Below are 3,517 nucleotides of genomic sequence, written 5' to 3' on the forward strand. Positions count from 1 at the left end.
GTCCGGGACCGCGCTCGCCCAGGTGCGCAACCGGCTGCTGGGGTACCGCGAGGAGGAGAACCTGCCCGAGGCGTCCCCGGCCGTGCAGGACGTCTTCCGGGGGCTCGGCGAGGCGGCCCGCGCCTCGCTCGGTCTGCGTCTGGCCCTGGACGGCCCGCAGGACGAGTCCGCCGACACCCCGGCGACCGCCCGCTCACGCGAGGAGCTGGACGCGGAGGACGCCGCGATCGAGATCAGCGAGGAACAGGCCCCCCAGGACGCGGAGCCGGCCGGGCTCGCGCGGCCCACCACCCGGGCCGCCCTGCAGGTGGCCGTCGGCTCCTCGCTGGCCATCGCGGGCGGTGAGCTGCTGTCCAGTCAGCGCTGGTACTGGGCGGTGCTGACCTGCTGGATCGTGTTCCTGAACACCGCCTCCACCGGCGAGATCCTGGTGAAGGGCTACCGGCGGCTGCTGGGCACGGTGCTCGGCGTGGTGGCGGGCATCGGGCTCGCCGGACTGGTCGGGCACCACACCTGGACGGCGTTCGCCCTGGTGCTGGTGTTCATCTTCGCGATGTTCTACAGCGCGCCGCTGTCGTACACCCTGATGTCGTTCTTCGTGACCGCGATGCTGGGGCTGCTGTACACGCTGCTGAACACCTACAGCGCCCGGGTGCTGGTGCTGCGGATCGAGGAGACGGCGCTCGGCGCGGCCTGCGGGGTGTTCGCCGCGGCGGTGGTGCTGCCGGTGCACACCGACCGCCGTACCAACGAGCTGCTGGTGGCGGTCCTGGACCGGCTCGCCGATGTCACGCGGGGCGCCGTCGACCAGCTGAGCGGCGGGACGGGCGGCGATCTGGTGGAGCGGGCGCGGGAGCTGGACCAGGCGCTGGCGGACCTGCGGGCGGCCACCCAGCCGCTGACCCATCCGATCACCCCGCTGCGCTCGCGCCGGGACTCGGTGCGGTACGTGGTGGCGCTGCTGGAGACCTGCGCGTACCACGGGCGGTCCCTCGCGGCGACGGCGGAGCTGCTCCCGACCCACCCCTCGATCGCGGCCGATCCACGGCTGCGCGGGGCGTGCGGGCGGATCGTGCACAACATCGAGGCGATCGCGGCGCACGTGGCCGACCCGGGGGCCGCCGTGGAGATGGAGAGCGGCCCCAGCATCGCGTCGATGCTGGAGCCGGGAACCCTGCGCACCCCGCGCTACGGCCGGGTGACCGACCGGGTCCTGCGCCATCTGCAGCGGCTGGACGAGGCGGTCTCCGGTCTGGCGCGTCCGCTCGGCGTGACCGGCGGGCCGGCCCGCTGAGCGGCTACCGCGATCCGGCCGGACCGGGCCGGCGGGTGCCGAGCGCCTCCTCGCGGATACGGGCGCAGCTGCGGCTGATCAGCCGGGAGACGTGCATCTGCGATATGCCGAGCCGGTCGGCGATGCGGCTCTGCGTCATGTCCTCGAAGAAGCGCATGTAGAGGATGGCCCGCTCACGCTCGGGCAGCCGGCGCAGTCCCTCCTTGGCGGCCTCCCGGTCCACGACGACGTCGTAGGAGGTGTCCGTCTCGCCGAGGGTGTCGGCGAGGCTGTAGCCGTCGTCGCCGGCGGACAGCTCGGCGTCCAGGGAGAGGGTGCTGAAGCTCTCCAGCGCCTCCATGCCGGCGGCCACCTCCTCCTCGGTGAGCCCGGTGTGGGCGGCGATGTCGGCCACGGTGGGCTCGGGGCTGCCGGGGTTCTGGGTGAGCTCGCGCCGGGCCACCCGGACCCGGTTGCGCAGCTCCTGGACCCGGCGGGGCACCCGCAGGGCCCACATCCGGTCGCGGAAGTGCCGCTTGACCTCTCCGGTGATCGTCGGCACGGCGTAGCTCTCGAAGGCGCCGCGGGACGGGTCGAACCGGTCGATGGCCTTCACCAGTCCCAGCGCGGCCACCTGGCGCAGGTCCTCCACGGACTCGCCGCGGTCGCGGAACCGCCCGGCGATCCGGTGGGCCATGGGCAGCCAGGCGGTGACGAGTTCATCGCGTACGGCGTCCCGCTCGGGGCCGTCCTCCAGCTCCGCCATCCGGGCGAACAGCGCCGCCGTGTCGGGGGCGTCGTCGTGGTTGCGGCGGCTGGTCGCACCGCCGGTGGCGGAGGTGGTCGTGCCGCCGGTGGCGGGGGTGGTCGTGCCGGGACGGCTTGTCGACATGTCGGTCAGCATGCGGAATCGCTCCTGAACGTGTTGCAGGGCACCTCCGGAAACAGGGGTTCCGGGTTCTGGCCCGAACGGTGGTGTCAGGGTTTCGCCGCGGGTGAGCCGCCGGGCCCGGCGGGAGGGGCCCAGGCAGCGGGTCTCTTCCCCGCTGGGCGCGCGCCTCCGGTCCGAAGCACGAGATTCCGCCTGCCCCCTCGCCCGGCGGGCAAACACCGCCCTGAACGGAACTTCGGGAACCGCTTCGGCCCAAGCGGAACGCGGCCGGGGCGCGTTCCCGGACGGACACGCGCGGTACGGGTGTCATCACCCGGAAGGTTGCGGGTACCCGCCGGACATGACGGATGTCGTGGACGCGGACGAGTTGTTGCGCCGCATCCGGCGCGGTCGGGAGCACGCGGCGGCGCAGGAGGAGGCATGGCGGGAGCGGGCCCGGAGCCTGGCGGCGACGGATCCGGAGGCCGCCGCGGAGGCGGCGGACCGGGCGCGGGCCTTCGAAGCGGTGCTGCGGGTGCTGGAGGAGATCGTCCGCCCGGGCGGGGCCCCCGTACGGGCGGACGGAGTGAAACAGGTCACCTGACCCGATATGGGCTATGGGGAGGCCCGATAAATGGTTTATCGTTCATCCATACGCGGTGCGGGAGCCGCGCGGGAACGCGCACTGCCCCTCCTCGCGTCACCACATGCCGCCCTGGCTGGTTTCCCCCGTCCAGCCAGGGCTTTCCCCTGCCCGCAAGCGGCCGGGAGACGGCGGGCGCCCCGCCTCGAGGTGCCCGGGGCGGCGGCAGCGGCTGAAATGGGATGGAGCACAGCACCCGCACCGCAACCGCCGCCGGCGAGGAGCCCCGCGCCATGACCAAAGCGATCAAACTGCTCACCGCCCTCCCCCAGGCGCAGCGCGAGCGTCTGATGGAGGTGGCCAAGGAGGTCTCCTTCCCGGAGGACAGCCGCATCTTCGAGGCGGGCGGCACGGCCGACCGGTTCTGGGTGATCCGCTCGGGCGCGGTCCACCTCGACACCGAGGTCACCACCCGGCAGCGGGTGACCGTGGCCACGCTCGGCGCGGGCGACCTGCTCGGCTGGTCCTGGCTGTTCCCGCCGTACGAGTGGGACTTCGGCGCGGTCGCCTTCACCGACGTACGCGCCTACGAGTTCGACGGGCCGTCGGTGCTCGCGCTGTGCGTGGAGGATCCGCTGCTCGGGCTGTCGGTGGTGCGGACGGTGGCCGAGATCCTCGCCCACCGGCTGGAGACGACCCGCGGGAAGCTGATGGAGCAGTACACCATGCGCCGGCGGGTCGGCCCCCTCTAGGCCCCGTCGTTCAGACGCGGTAGCGGCGCAGTGCCGGG

At 73.4% G+C, this 3,517-nt stretch carries 4 protein-coding genes; 3 read left to right on the forward strand and 1 reads right to left on the reverse strand.

The window, feature by feature from the left end; all coding sequences use genetic code 11:
* Positions 1-1,294 (forward strand): FUSC family protein (locus H5J33_RS27705; RefSeq protein ID WP_181797567.1); only part of this gene is annotated, 1,294 nt, incomplete at its 5' end.
* A gap of 4 nt (positions 1,295-1,298) precedes the next feature.
* Here the strand turns inward: H5J33_RS27705 and H5J33_RS27710 are convergent.
* Positions 1,299-2,177, reverse strand: a complete 879-nt coding sequence (locus H5J33_RS27710; RefSeq protein ID WP_181797568.1) for a SigB/SigF/SigG family RNA polymerase sigma factor — start codon at positions 2,175-2,177, stop codon at positions 1,299-1,301.
* Positions 2,178-2,505: 328 nt separating this feature from the next.
* On the opposite strand from H5J33_RS27710, the gene H5J33_RS27715 reads away from it, so the two are divergent.
* Together H5J33_RS27715 and H5J33_RS27720 are read left to right on the forward strand one after the other, a co-directional pair.
* Positions 2,506-2,748, forward strand: a complete 243-nt coding sequence (locus tag H5J33_RS27715) for a hypothetical protein (RefSeq protein WP_181797570.1) — start codon at positions 2,506-2,508, stop codon at positions 2,746-2,748.
* 272 nt (positions 2,749-3,020) lie between these two features.
* A complete protein-coding gene (locus H5J33_RS27720) occupies positions 3,021-3,479 on the forward strand; it encodes a cyclic nucleotide-binding domain-containing protein (protein WP_181797571.1) in 459 nt (152 codons plus the stop codon).
* Positions 3,480-3,517 lie beyond the last annotated feature (38 nt).

It is taken from the genome of Streptomyces sp. WELS2 (genome assembly GCF_013870595.1).
Classification (GTDB): Bacteria; Actinomycetota; Actinomycetes; order Streptomycetales; family Streptomycetaceae; genus Streptomyces.